This is a genomic window from Variovorax sp. Varisp53 (assembly GCF_059491555.1).
In genome coordinates, this window is record NZ_CP168512.1 from 5,087,590 (window position 1) to 5,103,585 (window position 15,996).

Here is a 15,996-nt window from a genome sequence, read left to right on the forward strand (position 1 = left end):
GGTGCTTTTTTTATGTCCGGACGCGTCCACAGAGCGGTCACGCTAAAGTGGTAGCCATGAGCGCGGTAGCCAAACATCAGTCCCATGCCCCCAAGGGCACGCCGAAGCCGAGCCCGGCGGCGCTGAACGCGGCCGCCGCGAGCTTCGCGGCATTGACCGCGCGCCTCGACTACCTGAGCCCCGAAGACACCGAACTGGTCCGGCGCGCCTACCGCTTCGCCGACGAGGCCCACCTGGGCCAGCTGCGCAACAGCGGCGAGCCCTACATCACGCACCCGATCGCCGTGGCGGCGCAATGCGCCGAATGGAAGCTCGATGCGCAGGCGCTGATGGCCGCCCTGCTCCACGACGCCATCGAAGACTGCGGCGTCACCAAGCCCGAACTCATCGAGCGCTTCGGCGCCCCGGTCGCCGAACTGGTCGACGGACTGACCAAGCTCGACAAGCTGCAGTTCAACACCCGCGAGGAAAACCAGGCCGAGTCGTTCCGCAAGATGCTGCTGGCGATGGCGCGCGACGTGCGCGTCATCCTGGTCAAGCTGGCGGACCGCACGCACAACATGCGCACGCTGGCCGATGCGCCGCGTGAAAAATGGGGCCGCATCTCACGCGAAACGCTCGAGATCTACGCCCCCATCGCGCACCGGCTCGGGCTGAACCAGACCTACCGCGAGCTGCAGGAGCTGTCGTTCCGGCATTTGAAACCGTGGCGTTACGCCACGCTGTCGAAGGCCGTCGCCAAGGCGCGCGGCCGTCGGCGCGACCTGATCCAGAAGGTGCAAAAAGAGGTCGAGACCGCGTTCTCGGCCGCCGGCATGACACTGCGGATCGCAGGCCGGGAGAAAACGCTCTATTCGATCTACCGCAAGATGGAAGAAAAACACCTGAGCTTCGCCCAGGTGACCGACATCTACGGCTTCCGCCTGATCGTGCCGAACGTGATCGCCTGCTACACCGGCCTGGGCATCCTGCACCAGATGTACAAGCCGCTGCCGGGCAAGTTCAAGGATCACATCGCGATCGCCAAGCTCAACGGCTACCAGTCGCTGCACACCACGCTGGTCGGCCCGGCCGGCGTGAGCGTGGAATTCCAGCTGCGCACCGAGGCGATGCACGTGGTGGCCGAATCGGGCGTGGCCGCGCACTGGCTGTACAAGGCCGCCGAGCCGAACGCGGCCAGCAATGACCGGCTGGGCACCAAGTGGCTGCAGTCGCTGCTCGATATCCAGGACGAGACGCGCGATGCGGCCGAGTTCTGGGACCACGTCAAGGTCGACCTGTTCCCCGACGCGGTGTACGTGTTCACGCCGAAGAGCCAGATCATGGCGCTGCCCCGCGGCGCCACGGTGGTCGACTTTGCCTATGCCATCCACAGCAACATCGGCGATCACACCTCGGCCGCGCGCATCAACGGCGACCAGGTGCCGCTGCGCACCGAGCTCAAGAACGGCGACGTGGTCGAGGTGATCACCGCGCCGGTGTCGACGCCCAATCCGGCCTGGCTCGGGTTCGTGCGAACCGGCCGGGCACGCTCCAAGATCCGCCACTACCTGAAGACGCTGGCGCACGCCGAGTCCGAAGGCCTGGGCGAAAAGCTGCTCGCGCAGGCACTGCGCGCAGAAGGCCTGAGCAAGCTGCCCGAGGAAGACGAAGAGCATCAGGCGCTGTGGGAAAAGCTGCTGCGCTTCACCGGCAACCGCACCCGCTCCGAGCTGCTGACCGACATCGGCCTGGGCAAGCGCATCGCCAGCATCGTCGCGAAGCGGCTGGTGGCGATGCTTTCCGAACTGGGCGAACGGCCCGATGCACTGCTGTTGAGCCGCGAGCGCTTCATCTCGCACGAAACCGTGTCGCAGGGCGCGGTCACGCTGGATGGCAGCGAGAACTCTTCGGTGCGGTTTGCGCTGTGCTGCCGGCCGATTCCCGGCGACCAGATCGTCGGGTACCTCGGCCATGGCGAAGGGCTGGTGGTGCACACGGAAGACTGCGGCGTCGGCCAGCGGCTGCGCCACAAGGACAGCGAACGCTTCTTCGCGGTCGAGTGGGCGGACGAACCCACGCGCGCCTTCGAGACCGGGGTGGTCATCACCGTGCGCAACGACAAGGGCGTGCTGGCGCGCGTCGCCGCTACGCTGGCCGACGCGGAAGCCGACATCACGCACGTGGAAATGGCCGACGAAACCCCGCAGGACTCGACCGACCTGCGCTTCGTGATCGCCGTGCGCGACCGCACGCACCTGGATGCTGTGCTGCGCGCGGCCCGGCGTACCGCGTCGGTGCTGACCGCCTCCAGGACGGTTCCAGCCCCCTGAGGACTGCTACGCCGCCGCTGGGCGCGGCGCCGGATAGCTCACGGACAGAATCTCGACTTCGTGCGCTCCGCCGGGCGTCACAAGCTTCACCACGTCGCCCTCGCGCGACTTGAGCAGTGCCCGCGCAATCGGCGAGATCCAGCTGACCTGCGACTTCGCGCTTTCCGCTTCGTCGATGCCGAGGATGGTGACGCTGCGCTCGTCACCCGTCTCGTCGACATAGCGAACGGTCGCGCCGAAGAAAACCTGGTCGCGGCCGTGGTGCACCGACGGATCGGTGATCTCCGCGATTTCGAGGCGCTTGGTGAGAAAGCGGATGCGGCGGTCGATTTCGCGCAGGCGCTTCTTGCCATAGAGGTAGTCGCCATTCTCGGAGCGATCACCGTTCTTGGCCGCCCAATGCACGGTTTCGACGATCTTGGGCCGCTCCTCGTCCATCAACTGCAGCAGTTCGTCGCGCAGGCGCGCATAGCCTTCGGGCGTGATGTAGTTCTTGCTGCCTGCAGGCAGCGGAGGTGATGCGCCATCGGCGCCGTCGTCGTCTGCGTCGGAGTCGGTTTCCTTGGTGAATGCCTTGCTCATCGCAAAATCCTCCAAATGAAAAAAGCCCGCAACTTTCGTTGCGGGCTTTCCTTGTAGTGGTGCGGCTGGCAGGAATTGAACCCACGACCCCTTGGTTCGTAGCCAAGTACTCTATCCAACTGAGCTACAGCCGCACAGCTTGCAATTATAGCCCGCTTTTATCGACCTTTCGGGCTTCACGGGTCGATCCATCGCGAAGGCACAAAAGAAAAATGCCCGGAAGAAGAATCTTCCGGGCATTTTCAGTGATGGTGCGGCTGGCAGGAATTGAACCCACGACCCCTTGGTTCGTAGCCAAGTACTCTATCCAACTGAGCTACAGCCGCTAAGCCTTCCATTATAGCGTGTTCCTGCCGCCGTCCTTGAAAAATACCGAGATCCGCAGGCCGACTCCCGAATTCACCCAACCGCGGCCCTCAGCGCCTTGCTGCGCTGTGCGAAACGGGCAGCCCATTCTTCCGCCGGCATGAAGCTCGGATCGGCTCGGACCGCGCGTTCGGTCTGCGACCAGATCGCCTCGTCGCTGTCCTCGAGATCCAGCGGGTCTCCATGAGGCTGGCTCACATACCACGGCGTATCGAGATAGACCTCGACCGTGTTGTCTTCGGGGTCCATGCAGTAGATGGACAGCGCATTGCCGTGGTTCAGGCCCCGCATCTTTGTCGCGCCGAGCGACAGCGCGCGCCGGCGCGCCTCGCGCAGATGGTCGATGGCCTTGACCTTGAACGAGAGCTGCATCACGGTGCTGGGCGCGTCCGCTGCGCGGCCACCGGCCAGCACGAGCTGGTGGTGCTGGTCATCGCGCCCGCTCAGGAACACGAGCTCGTACCGGAACGTGCCGCCCACGCCGCGATCGGTTTCCTGCATGTCGAAAACGCCGGTGTAGAAGCGCTTCATCACCGCCAGGTCGCGGCAGAAGATGCCGCAGTGCGACAGGTTGGGAATGTAGGGAGCGTTCAAGATGGCCTCTGCCGGGTTCAGGTGTCAGGGAATCAGGACGAGCTTGCCGAGCGAGCCGCCATGGTCGAGCAGTTCGTGCGCGCGCCGCGCCTCGGCCAGCGGCATGCGGGTGGCGCGCGGGGCGCGCACCTTTCCCTCGGCCATCAGGGCGATGGCCTCTTCCATCAGGCCGCGGCGCTGCGCTATGTCGCTGTCGACGGTGTGGATGGAGAAGGTGCGGACCGCCAGGCTCCTGCCCAGCAGCTTGCGCAGTTCATCGAAGACATCGCCCTCCGGCGGACCCGCGAGGATGTTGTAGGAAACCGCCATGCCGAAAGGCGCGAGCGATCGCAGGCAGGCAATGAAGAGCGCGCCGCCGACGTGATCGAACGCCAGGTCCACGCCGCGTCCGTCGGTCAGCGCCCTCACGCGTTCGGGAAGCGTCGCGGGGTCGCCGTCGATGACCTCGCTCACGCCGTTCTCCAGCGCGAAGGCGCGTTTTTTCGTGGACGAGGCCGTGCCGATCACGCGCAGGCCCCGAGCGCGCGCAACCTGCGCCAGGGCAGTGGCAACGCCACCCGCGGCGCCCGGCACGAGAATGCTTCGTGCCGGCAGATTCCCGTTGCTCGCAAGCAGTGCAATGGCCAGCTGGAAATTGCCCAGGCTCACCGCATCCTCGAAGCCCAGCGACGCAGGCAGCACGAAGGGCGCCGATTCGCTCACGCAGATGCATTCGGCATAGCAGCCGCCGCGCTGCGACAGCTCCCGTGCGCTCACGAGCACGCGCTCGCCCACCGACAGCCGCGTAACGCCGGCTCCGACCGCATCGACCGTCCCTGCCATCTCGTTGCCGGGAATGGCCGGCAGCGGTGGCATCCACTTGTAGGTGCCGTTGCGGATCAGCACGTCGGGTCCTCCGGCGCCGATCGCCGCGGCCCTGACGCGAACCTGGCCCGGGCCCGGCTCGGGCAATGGCAGGTCGACCAGGCGAAGGACTTCGGGGCCGCCCGTTTCGGAAAGCTGCACGGCGCGCATGGAGTTCATCACCATGTTCAGCGCTGCCCGTCGTTCACCGAGACCCACTCTTTGGTCAGGCCGCCGAGGCGCGAGTGAATGCGCCCGCCATCGGCCATCACCAGCGCGAACAGGATCTCGTCGGGCCGCGGCGCATCCTGGATGCCCACCTCGACGGTGTTGAAATGGCTGCGCACATAGGCAGCGTGGATGTAGTGCAGCGGCACCATCAGTCGGTAGCCCGTCGCGGCAACCGCCTTCGCCGCGGGCACGATGGCCTTGGGCTCACCCAGCACCTGCCGCATGGCCCAGCCGCCCGCCTCGTGCCAGACCGCCCCGTGTTCGAGTTCACCGTTGACGCCGACGATGGCAGCCTTGCTGTAGGCCTCGACGTTGTCCTTTCCGAGCGTGGCCACGAGCTCTTCGGCCAGCGAAGTCCCGAGGCTTCGCAACTCCGCCATGAAAGGCATCAGGTCGGGCTCGTAGCGCCCGGCGTAGGGATTGCGGATCACCGCGCAGGCGGCGGCTATGCGCAGCGGTTTGTCGGGTGGGGGGCCGCCTTCGTGGAAGACGGTCTCGATGGTCAGGCTTCGCTTGCGCAGCGCGATCAGTGACATGGCATGGTTCCTTCGTTCATTCGTTCTTCATTGCCTGGGGATCTTTGCATCGGCGACCACCTGGGTCCACTTCTCGAGCTCCCGTGCGACCAGTGCCTTCATTTCTTCGGGCGTACTCCCGCGCGCCTCGCCGCCCATGTCCTCGAGCCGCTGGCGCACCGCCGGCGCCTGCAACGCCCGCAGTATCTCGGTGTTGAGCCGCTCGACGACGGGGCGCGGCGTGCCTGCCGGCGCCAGGACGCCCGCCCACGAGCGCACGTCGTAGCCTGCCACGCCCTGCTCCGCCACCGTCGGGACCTTGGGCAGCCCCGGCCAGCGCTGCAGCCCCGTCGTTGCCACCGCCCGCAACTTGCCGGCCTGGATGTTCGACAGCACCGCCGTCGGCGGCGCGATGATGAAGGGCACTTCGCCGCCAAGAAGCGCGGTGACGGATGCTGCGTCGCCCCTGTACGGCACGTGCATCATCGACACGCCGGCCATCTTGGTGAGCAGTTCGCCCGCGAGATGATGCGTCGAGCCGATGCCCGCGGTGCCGTACGCCACCGTGCCCGGCGCCGCCTTGGCCGACGCGATGATCTCGGCCAGCCCCTGCACCTTCGAGCTGGCGTTGACGACGATCAGGAAGGGAAAGTACGTGACGGTGGAAACCCCCTCGAAATCGGCCACGGTCTTGTACGGAAGCGTGTTGTACAGAGCCCCCGCCACGGCGTGGCCGCCGGTGGCGAGCAGCAGCGTGTAGCCGTCGGGCCTGGCGCGCGCCACGTTGGCCGCCGCAATGGTGCCTCCCGCGCCCGCCTGTGCCTCCACCACGACCGGCTGGCCCATGGCCTTGCCCATCTCGACACCGATCGCCCTGGCGATGGCATCGGCATTGCCGCCCGGCGCAAAGCCTTGATAGAGCTTCACCGCGCGCTCCGGGTAGCCCTGGGCGAAAGCCCGAGAGGCAGGCCAAGCGGCAGCCGTCGCCGCACAGGCGGCGAGAAGGGTTCTTCGTTTCAATTTTGTCTCCTGGAGCGGCGCCCTTTGCGGACGTCTCGCACGATGCTGGGCGGTGGAGCAGTTCTCAGTCCTGGGCCACCACGTGGTTGCGCAGCAGGCCCACGGCTTCGATCTCGACTTCGACGACGTCGCCCGGCTTCATGAAGCGCGGCGGCTTCTTGCTCCAGCCCACGCCGGCCGGAGTGCCGGTGATGATCACGTCGCCGGGCACCAGCGTGAAGATGGTGGACGAATACGCGATCAGCCGCGGGATCGAAAAGATCATGTGGCCGGTGTGGCTCGACTGCACCACCTCGCCGTTGAGGCGCGTCTCCAGCTTGAGTTCGCGCCCTGGTGCAATCTCGTCGGCCGTGACCATCCACGGGCCGAAGCCGCCGGTCGATTCGAAGTTCTTGCCCGACGCGATCTGCTTGGCATGGAACTGCCACTCGCGCACGCTGCCGTCGTTGTAGCAGCTGTAGCCGGCCACGTGTTTCCAGGCGTCGGCCTCCTGGATGTCGCGGCCGCCCTCGCCGATGATCACGGCGAGTTCGCCCTCCCAGTCGAGCGACTCGGACACGCGGGGGCGGACGATCGGGCCCTCGTGCGGCGTTTGCGAGCGCCACACGCGAAGGAAGATCGGCGGCTGCTCGGAGAGCTCGCGCTGCATGCCGGCGGCCAGCACCTCCTGGTGGTGGTCCATGTAGTTGCGCACGGCGCAGACGATCTTCTCGGACTTCGGAATCACGGGCAGATAGCGCACGTCGGAGAGCTGCGCATCGGCGGCGAGCCCCGCAACCAGTGCGTCGCGGCGCGCGAAGTCCGCGCTGGCGATGAAGTCGGCCAGCGTGGCATGACCGGTTCGTGCCGCAAGGTCGACCACGCCGCCGTCGACGACGGCGCCCCAGGTTTCGCGGCCGGCGAGTGAGTAGGACATCAATTTCATGCGTTGCTCTTTCGGATGGGATGACGTTGCACACGGGGGTCGGCTTCGACCCGGCTCTATGCTCAGATTAATGCACGAAGATATTTTTGTGCATAAAACATGTTTAGTGCATAGTGGTTTTTACCGAGTGCGAGGCAGATGCGCACGGCGAACGCCCCTGCGGGGCAGCCGCAGGGGGCAAGGCGAACATGCATGGAGGAGGCCCGGCGCGCAGCGCCGGCCAGCGAACGCCGCGAGCGAGCGTGCGCATCTTCTTGCGCGTGCAGGCGGCTGCACGCGATGGCTTCAGCTCAGCCGGGGATCAGCTTCTGCCGACGCGCTCGGTGGCCGCGCCAAGCACCGCCATGACGTTGCGTTCGGTGCTGAGGATGTGGTCTTCCAGCAGCGCGCAGGCCGTCTTGGCATCGCGGCGCAAGGTGGCATCCATGATCTTGCGGTGCTCGTTCGACTTGCGCCGCGCCGTCTTGCGAAAGCGCGCGGAATAGCGGCGGTAGCGCTCCGCCTGGTCGAAGAGGCTCGCACTCCAGGTGCGCATGCGCTCCGACGGGCAGGCCGCCAGCAGCGACGCGTGGAACGCCGAGTGGAGCTGCGTCCAGTCGTCGTCGAGCACGACGGGACCGTCACCGAGGCGGCTCTCGATCTTCTCGAGGCGATGGAAGGCTCCGACCACCAGCGCCTCCCATGCATCGTCGCCGTTCGCAATGGACTCGCGAAGCGCCGGGACATCGAGCATGACGCGCATGCGGGTGATGTCCGCGAGATCCTCCGGCGAGATGTCCGCCACCCGGAAGCCACGGCGCTCGTCGGCGCGAATCAGCCCCTCCTGCGCCAGCCGGCTGAGCGCCTCCCTCAACGGACTGCTGGAAAAACCGTAGGCCGTCTGAAGCTCGTCGAGCTTGAGCTTCGCGCCTGCACCGTAGTTGCCCGAGAGCACATCCCGGCGCAGCCGGATGAAGGCCTGGTCGACGAGCGGAAGCGCCCGCTCGGCGGTCGATTCATTTTTGTACATGTTTTGGATTTTATGCATAAACTCGCCTCGCAAAAAACAGGAGTCGAAAGCATTGAAAGCCGATCAACACCCCACCACGCAACTTGTCGCCATCTCAGGCAGCATCCGCCGCGCATCGAATTGCACCGCCGTGCTCCGCAGCCTGCAGCCCCTGCTGCCGCCCGACGTGGCGCTGCAGATCGTCCCGCTGGACGACATTCCTCCCTACAACGCGGACCTCGACGGCGACGCGCCTCCCGAGGCAGTGGCGCGGCTCAAGAGCGCCATCGCCGGTGCCGACGGCCTCGTGCTGTGTTCCCCCGAATACAACTACGGCATGCCGGGCGTGCTGAAGAACGCCATCGACTGGGCGTCGAGGCCGGGCTTCGCCTCACCGCTCAGGGGCAAGCCGGCGCTCATCATGACGGCATCGCCCGGCACCGCGGGCGGCGTGCGCGCGCAGGCGCAGATCCGCGACGCGCTGGCCGCCACGCTCGCGCGCCCGCTGGTGCTCCAGCACGTAGCCATCGCGAACGTGGCCTCGCGCATCCAGGACGGCCGACTCGTCGACGCGACAACGCTCGACTTCATCGGTGTCGCGCTCGGCGAACTGCTGGACGAGATTGCACTGCTGGCCGCTGCGCAGCTCAGCCCGCGCGCCTCGTCCCGATGAGGACGAACAGCATGGTGGCGGGCTTGTCGCCCAGGTTGCGCCACGCATGGCGGTTGCCGTGCTGCACGGCGACGTCGTGCCGGCGCAGCGCGACCTGCGCGCCGTCGTCCAGCTCCAGCGTGATCTCTCCGTCGAGCACCACGTCGTAGTCGATGCTGTCGGTGGTGTGCATGCCGGGATGGTCGGCCTCGAAGGTCTCGGCCAGCCCCGGCACCTTCTGCGCGAACTCCGCGCCGAATGCCGCGCCGTCGAAGTCCGCCCGCATCATCACGCTGTCTGGCGGGAAGGTGACGAACATGAGCAGCGTCTCTCCCTGCCCCGGCACGAACGTGGCCGAGCCGGTGCGGTCGTGCGGCGCGCCCCGGGCCACCAGCTCCGCGGCACCGGAGGCCCACAGCAGGGTCGCCGCAAAACCCGGCGCGCTCTCGAACTCGACGGCCCGCGGCGCGAGCGCGTCCTCGAACACCCGGGAGCGGCCATCGGCCGCAACCCCTGCCACCACGCGTCTGACTTTCATGGGCGTCCCTCTCAGGGGTTGATGACGAAGTTGCTGAAGCCGCCGTTGCGACTTGCGATGCCCGAGATGGCTTCGTTCACGCGGTCCAATGGGTGGCAGACGTGTTCGAAGATGGAAAGATCGAGCGTGCCCGCCTCGGCCATGTCGGCGATATCCTGCCCCTCGCCGGCGGTGAACCACGCGGAGCCCTCGATGCTCTGCTGCTCGTCCATCATCGTGTGCAGGTCCATGCCGACCATGCCGGCGATGGCCCCGATGTTGTAGGCACGTCCGCCCCGCTTGAGCGCACGCACGCCTTGCTGCAGCGTCTCGTGGGACGCGCCCGGGCCGAGTGCGTCGAAGAAGGCATCCACGCCGAGCCCCTCGGTGCGCGATTTGACCCAGCGATCGACGGGCTCGCCCTGGGCGTTGGAAAAGACCTCGATGCGATCGGGCGCCAACGCCTTCACGCGCGCGAGCAATTCGGCATTGCGGCCCGTGCCCAGGATGCGCGTGGCGCCCATGGCCAGCCCGAACAACGCGCCGCCGATGCCCAGCGTGCCGCTGATGCCGTTGACCAGCATGCTCTTGCCCGGGCCGATGCCGGCCTTGCGCATGGCCGAGTACATGGTGCCCAGGTAGCCGAAGCGCGCGGCCTGGTTGAAGCTGACGTTGTCCGGCAGCTTCACCAGCGCGTACTGCGGCGCGATCATGTATTCGGCCAGGCCGCCGTTGGGATAGTTCTTGTAGAGCTTGAGCGAATTCTCGGAGAAGCCGAAGTAGCCGCTGAAGGCATAGTGCGTGCAGTTGATCAGGTCGCCGTTGCGGCAGGCCCGGCAGCCGCCGCAGTAGAGGCTGGGGTTGACGTATACGCGGTCGCCCGGCTTCCACGCATGCACGTGCGAGCCCACCGCCGTCACCTCGCCCGCCGGATCGAGCCCGAAGACGGCCGGCAGCGGCGGCAGCGGTAGCTCGGGGAACCAGGTGGTCCAGTTGGCCAGGATGTTGCCCAGGTTGGGCACGATGCCGCAGGCCCTGACCCGCACCTGCACGTCGTTGGCCGCCGGCTGCGGAATGGGCAACTGTTCGATTTCCATCGGGGCGCCCACATGGTGCAGGCGCGCGGCTTTCATCATCGACATCTTGTCTCCTTTTAAAAATGCACAAGTTCAATTTTGTGCATTTTCTTCCGAACAGATCAGATCGCATCGGGATGAACCCTGAATGCATACCTTCATGTTTTATGCACAATTTATATATTCTGCAAAATAATAGCCATGTCCTCATTCACCAACGACATCCTTGACGTCGCCATCGTCGGCTTCGGCCCCGTGGGCGCCTCGCTCGCTGCCTTGCTTGGGCAAAGGGGACGGCGCGTGGCCGTCTTCGACAAGTCCGACCAGGTCTATCCGCTGCCCCGCGCGTTCGCGCTCGACCACGAGGCGATGCGCACTTTCCAGCAGATCGGCATTGCGGGCGCGCTGGCCGCGCACATGACGCCGTACCGGCCCACGCTCTACCAGGGGTGCGACGGCGAGCCGATCCAGCATTTCGACATGGGCCCCTCGCCCTATCCGCTCGGCTGGGCGCCCTCCTACACCTTCAACCAGCCGGCGCTCGAAGCCGCCCTGCGCCAGGCCGTCGCGGCGCTGCCCAGCGTGCAGGTGCACCTGGGCCATGAGGTGACGGACGTGCAGGAAGATGACCGCAGCTGCGCCGTGCTTGCCGTGCGCGCGCCGCAGGGCGAAGTCACGCAGGTGCACGCGCGCCATGTCGTGGCATGCGACGGCGGAGCCAGTCCCACGCGCAAGCGGCTGGGCCTGCCCCTGAAGAGCCTCGACTTCGACGAGCCGTGGATCGTCGTGGACATGCACGTGAAGGAGTCCAAGCTGGCGCAGCTGCCTGCCACCAACATCCAGTACTGCGATCCGTCGCGGCCTTGCACGTACGTGGTCGGCCCCGGCACGCACCGGCGCTGGGAGTTCCTGCTGATGCCCGACGAAGCCGAGCAGCGCGAGATGCCGCACGACGCGATATGGAAGTTGCTGGCACCGTGGCTTGCGCCGGACGAGGCGCGCATCTGGCGCGCCGCCGCCTATCGGTTCCACGCCGTGGTGCTGGAGCAATGGCGCAAGGGCCCGGTCCTGCTCGCCGGAGACAGCGCGCACCAGATGCCGCCCTTCCTGGCGCAGGGCATGTGCCAGGGGCTGCGCGATGCGGTCAACCTCGCCTGGAAGCTCGACGAGGTGCTGGAGGGCCGCATGCCGGACAGCCTGCTGGACAGCTACGGCATCGAACGCGGCCCGCAGGTCGAGGAGGTCACCGCCACCGTCAAGCGCCTGGGAAAGATCATCTGCGAGCGAGATCCCGTGCGCGCCGCGCAGCGCGATCACGAGCTGCGCGCGCAGCAGGGCCACCAGGTGAAGGTGCAGCTGCGCCAAAGCCTGCTGCCGCGAATCACCCGCGGCCTGCTCGACACCGGTGAAACGCCAGAGGGCATGCCGTTCCCCCAGCCCATCGTGCGCCTCCTTGGCGCCAACGCCGCAGACGCGCAGATGATGGATGACGTCGCACGCCCCGGCTTCCTGCTGGTGCTGCGCGACGCACCCGCCGCCGCCCACCTGCAGCCATGGTCCGGCATGCTGGCGGCGCTGCGCGCCCAGGTGATCTGCATCGGCAATGAGACGGGTGGCGGTGCCATCCCGCCCGACGTGCTCGCGCTCTCGGAAGCGGACGGCCTGCTCGCGCGCTGGTTCGAACAGCACGGGTGCCGCGCTGCGCTGGTGCGGCCCGACCACGTCGTCTACGGCGTGGCGGCGGACGCCGCCGATGTCCAGGCCTTGCTGCAGCGTGCCTGCGCCCGACTGGGTGTGGCGTTCGATTGATTCCTCACTCTTGCCTTCCGAGGCCCCTGCATGACCCCCACGCCCCCTCCTTCCGACGCCGAGGCGCAGCTGCTCGCCCTGGAGGCGCAGCGCTGCGACGCGATGAAGCGCGCCGATTTCGTGCGGCTGCGCGAGATCCTGCACCCCGGCCTGACACACGTGCACGCCAAGGGCCAGCTCGACGACTACGACAGCTACTTCCGCTCGGGCGGCACGCACGTGGACTACCGGCAGATCGATCGTTCCGACCTGAAAGTCCGTGTGCTTGGCACCTCGGCACTGATGACCGGGCGCCAGCTGCTCGTGGCCGTTCGCAAGGACGGCAGCGGAACGGTGCGCATCGACTCGCGCGTGATGCAGGTCTGGACGTTCGAAGAAGGCAAGTGGCGACAGCTGGCCTTCCAGACGACGCCCCTGGAGATGAGCATCACGTGAGAGCTGTGGCCGCCTGCTCCCGCGGCACCCCGAACCTGTAACGAGCCGTTCCTGGCGCGACCTATTTCACGATTGTTAAACCTGATCCGGGCCAACAGTCATGGAAGCGGTTGTGCCTGTCGGCCTTTGTCTCAGTTCGCGAGTTGTCTTCTCCAGATCGCGCTTGGCAAAGCATCAACCAAGGCCGTCGATCCAATGAAACAACTGAAAGGGACCATCATGAAACTCGGGCTGATCTCACTCGCACTCGCAGCTGCACTCGCCGCAGGCTGTGCAACCGAACAAGGGACTCACACGGCCGTTGGCACCGGTACAGGTGCCGTCGTCGGCGCTGGTGTCGGCAATCTCATCGGGCATGACAAGAAAAGCACGGCGATCGGTGCGGCGGTTGGCGCGGCGGTCGGTGCCGGCGTGGGCTACAACTGGACCAACATCCGCAACAAGCTCAGTGGCCAGACGGCCGGCACCGGCACGCAGATCACCGATCAGCCGGACGGCTCGCTGATGGTCAACATTCCCAGCAATGTCACGTTCGACACCGACAGCGCGACCATCAAGCCTTCGTTCCGAAGCGTGCTCGACGGCGTAGCCCAGACCATCTCGCAGGAGCCCAGGATCAACGCGCGCGTGGTCGGCCATACCGACAGCACCGGCAATCCGGACCACAACATGGCCCTGTCGCAGCGACGCGCGCAAAGCGTGGAAGCCTACCTGGCCGACCGAGGCGTGGCAAAGGCCCGCCTGACCGCCGAAGGACGAGGCCAGACACAGCCGGTGGCAAGCAATGCCTCGGAAGAAGGCCGCACGCAGAATCGCCGTGTCGAGATCTATTTGAAGCCTGCTGGGCAGTAGGCGGCGCAGGGCGCGCGGGGCGGCAGCGACTGCTTGACCCATCGCGAGGCGGAGACGACCGGGGCCCGCTCAGGACGCAGATGAATGCCGCACGAGGCGGGCAGGCAAGTCATTGAAACGACTTCTTGCATCTATAGATTGCGCGGGCCACATCGGCCGGCCCGACCTGCCCTGCGCCTTTCATTTCCTCCCATCCCTTCGCCATGCCGTCCTTTTCGTCTTTCAGCCGCCCCTTCGCCATCACCCTCGTCGCAGCACTCTGCCTTTCGGCATGCGGTGGCGGCAGTGACGGCGGTGTCTCGTTCCCCATCGCTGCCACGCCGCCGGCCACCGCGAACCCGCCTGCCGTCGCCGTGGCCGTGGCCGGTCCGCCGAAGGACCTGGGCTTTACCGACACGGCGCCCGTGCCCGATACGGTCGCGATGCCGCCCTTCGTCGACAACGTCGCGACCAACCAGCGCGGCGACGCGCGCTATGCCACCAAGGAAACCAATGCCGGCGTGCGCGTGGTGGCCGGCTTCCTCGACTTCTGGCAGCCCAGCACGCTGCTGGTCGACGCGGGTGTCACGGCCGCGGCGCAGGGCAGCTTTCCGGCCGTCGTCGCTTCCACGTGGAGCGGCATTCCGGGCGATGCCACCGATGGCAAGGCCCTCAACACGAGCGTGTTGAACAGCAACGTCCAGTACGTCGTCGACGCCACCAACGCGCGCACCGGCGCGCAGGAGCTGGCCGCCTACCTCGACGACCGCCGCGGCAAGGGCTACAGCATCGGCGACGGCATGGGCCCGCTCACCAGCGCCTGGCGCGCCGCCGCCCAGCAGACCACCACCATCACCGGCATCGCCGCCGACGCGACCACCGTGCTCTACAACGACGGCGGCAACGACGTCGGCGTGGGCGGTGCCGCCAACCCCGGCTTCGGCACGGTGGTGGACCTGCTCAACAACATCGGAGAGAACGGCTCCACCGAACCCGCCAAGCGCTTCTACAAATACGCGCGCCCATGGCGCTGGAGCAGCAGCGTGAAGGTGGTGCCTGCGCTGGAGCCCGCCAAGAGCCCCACGCCCGCCACCGATGGCGGCTTCGTGAGCGGCCACTCGGCCGAGGCCGTGCGCAAGGCCATCGCGTTCGCGTACGTAGTGCCGCAGCGCTTCCAGGAGATGGTGGCGCGCGGCCTCGAGCTCGGCGAGAACCGGATCCTGGCGGGCATGCATTCGCCGCTGGACGTGATCGGCGGGCGCGTGCAGGGCCAGGCCGTGGCGGCCGCGAGCCTGGCCACCGGCGCCAATGCCGCTCGCAAGAGCGCCGCCTATGCGCAGGCGCAAACTGTGCTGACGGCCGCGGTAGGTGCGAGCGATGCCGCTGCCTTCAATGCCTTCGCCCATTCGCAGGGCACCGCGACCGACCGCTTCGCCGACCATGCCGCGAGCAAGGCCGACTACCTGCGCCGCCTGACCTTCGGCTTCAAGCAGGTGGCCGACACCACCAGGCCGGCCGTGGTGCCCAAGGGCGCCGAGGTGCTGCTCGAAACGCGCCTGCCGTACCTCGACGCCACACAGCGCCGCGTGGTGCTCAAGACCACGGCCGTGCCCTCGGGCTACCCGGTGATGGACGACCCCGAAGGCTGGGGCCGGCTGAACCTGTTCGATGCGGCCGACGGCTACGGCGTCTTCAACGGCGACGTGGTCGTGACCATGGACGCCAGCCTCGGCGGCTTCAATGCGCTGGACAGCTGGCGCAACAACATCTCCGGCGCCGGCAAGCTCACCAAGAAGGGCAGCGGCACGCTCGCGCTCGGCGGCAGCAACAGCTATGCAGGCGGCACGCAACTGGTGCAGGGCACGCTGCAGGCGGACGCCGCCGCGGCCTTCGGCCAGGGCAATGTCTACGTCGGCGGCGGCACGCTGGTCTGCAATGCGCCTTCGACGGTCACCATGGCGGGCGCCTACACGCAACTGGCCGGCTCGACGCTTCAGCTGAATCTCGGCGGCAATGGTGCCGGCCGCCTGAGCGTGGCCGGCGTGGCCGCCCTGGACGGGACGCTGAACCTGAGCTTCAAGGCCGGTTTTGTACCCAGTGCAGGCGACACGCTCACGATCATCAGCAGCAGTGCCCTGACCGGCCGGTTCTCGGCCATCACCGCGCCGGGCTTCAAGGTCACGCCGACCTACACGGGTACGCAGCTCGTCGTTCGTTTCGACGCATGACCGAGGTCCGCTCGTGCTGGGGGCGCTGTCGTTCGGCCGACCGAAGGCATCCCAGCCAGTCCGTGTTCATGC

At 67.0% G+C, this 15,996-nt stretch carries 15 protein-coding genes and 2 tRNA genes; 6 read left to right on the forward strand and 11 right to left on the reverse strand.

The window, feature by feature from the left end; all coding sequences use genetic code 11:
• Positions 1 to 56 precede the first annotated feature (56 nt).
• Positions 57 to 2,312 (forward strand): RelA/SpoT family protein, encoded by a 2,256-nt coding sequence (locus tag ACEOAB_RS23805; RefSeq protein WP_056595073.1) that lies wholly within the window; start codon positions 57 to 59, stop codon positions 2,310 to 2,312.
• A 6-nt stretch (positions 2,313 to 2,318) separates the two neighbouring features.
• On the opposite strand, the gene greB is transcribed toward ACEOAB_RS23805, so the two are convergent.
• From greB to ACEOAB_RS23850, 9 genes are all read right to left on the reverse strand, one after another.
• A complete protein-coding gene (gene greB / locus ACEOAB_RS23810) occupies positions 2,319 to 2,894 on the reverse strand; it encodes a transcription elongation factor GreB (protein ID WP_413747645.1) in 576 nt (191 codons plus the stop codon).
• Positions 2,895 to 2,951: 57 nt separating this feature from the next.
• Positions 2,952 to 3,028, reverse strand: a tRNA-Arg gene (locus ACEOAB_RS23815).
• 115 nt (positions 3,029 to 3,143) lie between these two features.
• Positions 3,144 to 3,220, reverse strand: a tRNA-Arg gene (locus tag ACEOAB_RS23820).
• A gap of 73 nt (positions 3,221 to 3,293) precedes the next feature.
• Positions 3,294 to 3,854 (reverse strand): VOC family protein, encoded by a 561-nt coding sequence (locus tag ACEOAB_RS23825; RefSeq protein ID WP_056595077.1) that lies wholly within the window; start codon positions 3,852 to 3,854, stop codon positions 3,294 to 3,296.
• Positions 3,855 to 3,878: 24 nt separating this feature from the next.
• The gene (locus tag ACEOAB_RS23830) at positions 3,879 to 4,877 is read right to left on the reverse strand and encodes a zinc-dependent alcohol dehydrogenase family protein (protein WP_413747644.1); all 999 of its coding nucleotides are present in this window, start codon (positions 4,875 to 4,877) and stop codon (positions 3,879 to 3,881) included.
• Positions 4,878 to 4,885: 8 nt separating this feature from the next.
• Positions 4,886 to 5,464 (reverse strand): amino acid synthesis family protein, encoded by a 579-nt coding sequence (locus tag ACEOAB_RS23835; protein WP_413747643.1) that lies wholly within the window; start codon positions 5,462 to 5,464, stop codon positions 4,886 to 4,888.
• 27 nt (positions 5,465 to 5,491) lie between these two features.
• A complete protein-coding gene (locus ACEOAB_RS23840) occupies positions 5,492 to 6,463 on the reverse strand; it encodes a tripartite tricarboxylate transporter substrate binding protein (RefSeq protein ID WP_413747642.1) in 972 nt (323 codons plus the stop codon).
• 64 nt (positions 6,464 to 6,527) lie between these two features.
• Entirely contained in the window at positions 6,528 to 7,388 is an 861-nt protein-coding gene (locus ACEOAB_RS23845) for a fumarylacetoacetate hydrolase family protein (protein ID WP_056595083.1), read from the reverse strand.
• Positions 7,389 to 7,689: 301 nt separating this feature from the next.
• Entirely contained in the window at positions 7,690 to 8,415 is a 726-nt protein-coding gene (locus ACEOAB_RS23850; RefSeq protein WP_413747641.1) for a GntR family transcriptional regulator, read from the reverse strand.
• A gap of 34 nt (positions 8,416 to 8,449) precedes the next feature.
• Between ACEOAB_RS23850 and ACEOAB_RS23855 the strand changes: the two genes are divergently transcribed.
• Positions 8,450 to 9,049 carry an NADPH-dependent FMN reductase gene (locus ACEOAB_RS23855; protein ID WP_413747640.1) on the forward strand — a complete coding sequence of 200 codons (600 nt, stop codon included), beginning with the start codon at positions 8,450 to 8,452 and terminating at the stop codon, positions 9,047 to 9,049.
• On the opposite strand, the gene ACEOAB_RS23860 is transcribed toward ACEOAB_RS23855, so the two are convergent.
• Together ACEOAB_RS23860 and ACEOAB_RS23865 are read right to left on the reverse strand one after the other, a co-directional pair.
• Positions 9,024 to 9,566: a cupin domain-containing protein gene (locus tag ACEOAB_RS23860; protein WP_056595087.1), complete on the reverse strand. Its 543-nt coding sequence runs from the start codon at positions 9,564 to 9,566 to the stop codon at positions 9,024 to 9,026. The two genes, ACEOAB_RS23855 and ACEOAB_RS23860, sit on opposite strands and share 26 nt — an antisense overlap.
• A gap of 11 nt (positions 9,567 to 9,577) precedes the next feature.
• Positions 9,578 to 10,687 (reverse strand): alcohol dehydrogenase catalytic domain-containing protein, encoded by a 1,110-nt coding sequence (locus ACEOAB_RS23865; protein WP_056595088.1) that lies wholly within the window; start codon positions 10,685 to 10,687, stop codon positions 9,578 to 9,580.
• Positions 10,688 to 10,822: 135 nt separating this feature from the next.
• Here ACEOAB_RS23865 and ACEOAB_RS23870 point away from each other — a divergent pair, with 135 nt between their 5' ends.
• From ACEOAB_RS23870 to ACEOAB_RS23885, 4 genes are all read left to right on the forward strand, one after another.
• Positions 10,823 to 12,430, forward strand: a complete 1,608-nt coding sequence (locus ACEOAB_RS23870) for a bifunctional 3-(3-hydroxy-phenyl)propionate/3-hydroxycinnamic acid hydroxylase (protein WP_413747639.1) — start codon at positions 10,823 to 10,825, stop codon at positions 12,428 to 12,430.
• A 30-nt stretch (positions 12,431 to 12,460) separates the two neighbouring features.
• Entirely contained in the window at positions 12,461 to 12,865 is a 405-nt protein-coding gene (locus ACEOAB_RS23875) for a nuclear transport factor 2 family protein (RefSeq protein ID WP_413747638.1), read from the forward strand.
• A gap of 219 nt (positions 12,866 to 13,084) precedes the next feature.
• Positions 13,085 to 13,717, forward strand: a complete 633-nt coding sequence (locus ACEOAB_RS23880) for a YiaD family glycine zipper/OmpA-like lipoprotein (RefSeq protein WP_056595842.1) — start codon at positions 13,085 to 13,087, stop codon at positions 13,715 to 13,717.
• Between the two features lie 203 nt (positions 13,718 to 13,920).
• Positions 13,921 to 15,924, forward strand: a complete 2,004-nt coding sequence (locus tag ACEOAB_RS23885) for a phosphatase PAP2 family protein (protein ID WP_413747637.1) — start codon at positions 13,921 to 13,923, stop codon at positions 15,922 to 15,924.
• The last annotated feature ends 72 nt before the right edge of the window (positions 15,925 to 15,996 follow it).

What these genes read in the sequence shown, in the direction of transcription:
- ACEOAB_RS23845 (WP_056595083.1), bottom strand. Translation starts at nt 7,388, where the DNA reads ATGAAATTGATGTCCTACTCACTCGCCGGCCGCGAAACCTGGGGCGCC.
- ACEOAB_RS23885 (WP_413747637.1), top strand. Translation starts at nt 13,921, where the DNA reads ATGCCGTCCTTTTCGTCTTTCAGCCGCCCCTTCGCCATCACCCTCGTC.
- ACEOAB_RS23835 (WP_413747643.1), bottom strand. Translation starts at nt 5,464, where the DNA reads ATGTCACTGATCGCGCTGCGCAAGCGAAGCCTGACCATCGAGACCGTC.
- ACEOAB_RS23850 (WP_413747641.1), bottom strand. Translation starts at nt 8,415, where the DNA reads ATGCATAAAATCCAAAACATGTACAAAAATGAATCGACCGCCGAGCGG.
- ACEOAB_RS23805 (WP_056595073.1), top strand. Translation starts at nt 57, where the DNA reads ATGAGCGCGGTAGCCAAACATCAGTCCCATGCCCCCAAGGGCACGCCG.
- ACEOAB_RS23830 (WP_413747644.1), bottom strand. Translation starts at nt 4,877, where the DNA reads ATGAACTCCATGCGCGCCGTGCAGCTTTCCGAAACGGGCGGCCCCGAA.
- ACEOAB_RS23880 (WP_056595842.1), top strand. Translation starts at nt 13,085, where the DNA reads ATGAAACTCGGGCTGATCTCACTCGCACTCGCAGCTGCACTCGCCGCA.
- greB (WP_413747645.1), bottom strand. Translation starts at nt 2,894, where the DNA reads ATGAGCAAGGCATTCACCAAGGAAACCGACTCCGACGCAGACGACGAC.
- ACEOAB_RS23865 (WP_056595088.1), bottom strand. Translation starts at nt 10,687, where the DNA reads ATGTCGATGATGAAAGCCGCGCGCCTGCACCATGTGGGCGCCCCGATG.
- ACEOAB_RS23870 (WP_413747639.1), top strand. Translation starts at nt 10,823, where the DNA reads ATGTCCTCATTCACCAACGACATCCTTGACGTCGCCATCGTCGGCTTC.
- ACEOAB_RS23875 (WP_413747638.1), top strand. Translation starts at nt 12,461, where the DNA reads ATGACCCCCACGCCCCCTCCTTCCGACGCCGAGGCGCAGCTGCTCGCC.
- ACEOAB_RS23860 (WP_056595087.1), bottom strand. Translation starts at nt 9,566, where the DNA reads ATGAAAGTCAGACGCGTGGTGGCAGGGGTTGCGGCCGATGGCCGCTCC.